The organism is Ancylobacter tetraedralis (genome assembly GCF_014195655.1).
GTDB lineage: Bacteria > Pseudomonadota > Alphaproteobacteria > Rhizobiales > Xanthobacteraceae > Ancylobacter > Ancylobacter tetraedralis.
In genome coordinates this window covers 1-1,330 of the sequence record NZ_JACICD010000028.1, presented here as the reverse complement: position 1 = coordinate 1,330, position 1,330 = coordinate 1, and the positions used below count along the sequence as shown (strand labels likewise).

Below are 1,330 nucleotides of genomic sequence, written 5' to 3'. Positions count from 1 at the left end.
GGCTGATACCTGTGCTCGGAGCCGGTCGGGTCATCGTCTCGACCTTCGTCCGCGGTGCTCCCGGCCTTACTCTCCTGTGGTGCGGGCACCGGCAGAGCGGTCCAGTCATCATGTTGGGCAGCGAGGCCACGAGAGGGCGTTGGCGGCGGCAGAAGCCGGTCCCGGAGGCGCGCGTCCTCGTAGTATCGCGCCTTCTTCGCGCGGATCGGCGGGGTACCGGCGACCATGACGATCTCGTCCGTGGGCGGCAGCTGCATGACCTCGCCGGGGGTGAGCAACGGGCGGGCGGTTTCCGAGCGCGACACCATGAGATGACCGAGCCAGGGCGATAGCCGGTGGCCGGCATAGTTCTTCATCGCTTTCATCTCCGTGGCGGTTCCCAGCGCATCGGAGACGCGCTTGGCGGTGCGCTCGTCGTTGGTGGCGAAGCTCACGCGGACATGGCAGTTGTCGAGGATGGAGTTGTTCGGGCCATAGGCCTTCTCGATCTGGTTCAGCGACTGGGCGATGAGGAAGGCTTTCAGGCCATAGCCGGCCATGAAGGCGAGTGCCGATTCAAAGAAGTCGAGCCGCCCCAGCGCCGGAAACTCGTCGAGCATGAGCAGCAGACGGTGGCGGTCGCCCTTGGCCGGCAGGTCCTCGGTGAGGCGCCGGCCGATCTGGTTGAGGAGGAGCCGGATCAGAGGCTTGGTGCGGTTGATGTCGGAAGGTGGCACCACGAGATACAGGGTCGAGGGAGTCTTGCCGCCGACAATATCGGCGATGCGCCAGTCGCAGCGCCCCGTCACCTCGGCAATCACCGGATCGCGGTAGAGGCCGAGGAAGGACATGGCGGTGGAGAGCACGCCCGAGCGCTCATTGTCGGATTTGTTCAGCAGTTCGCGGGCAGCGCTGGCGATGACAGGGTGCGGGCCCGCCTTGCCGAGATGCGCGGTCTTCATCATGGCGTCGAGCGTGGTCTCGATCGGCCGCTTCGGATCCGAGAGGAAGGCGGCGACGCCAGCGAGCGTCTTGTCCGTCTCGGCATAGAGGACATGGAGGATGGCGCCGACGAGCAGTGCGTGGCTGGTCTTTTCCCAGTGGTTCCGCTTTTCCAGCGAGCCTTCGGGATCGACGAGGATGTCGGCGATGTTCTGCACATCGCGCACTTCCCATTCACCGCGACGCACCTCCAGCAGCGGGTTGTAGGCGGCGGACTTGGCGTTGGTAGGATCGAATAGCAGCACGCAGCCATGCCGGGCGCGGAAGCCGGCGGTGAGCTGCCAGTTCTCGCCCTTGATTTCATGGACGATGGCCGATCCCGGCCAGGTCAGTAGCGAGGGCACGACCA

The 1,330-nt window shown here is 65.5% G+C and carries 1 protein-coding gene; it reads right to left on the bottom strand.

Annotated elements, in window-relative coordinates; all coding sequences use genetic code 11:
- The coding region (gene traG, locus FHS55_RS23195; RefSeq protein WP_183192229.1) for an IncP-type conjugal transfer protein TraG at window positions 1-1,330 on the bottom strand (1,330 nt) is incomplete at both ends.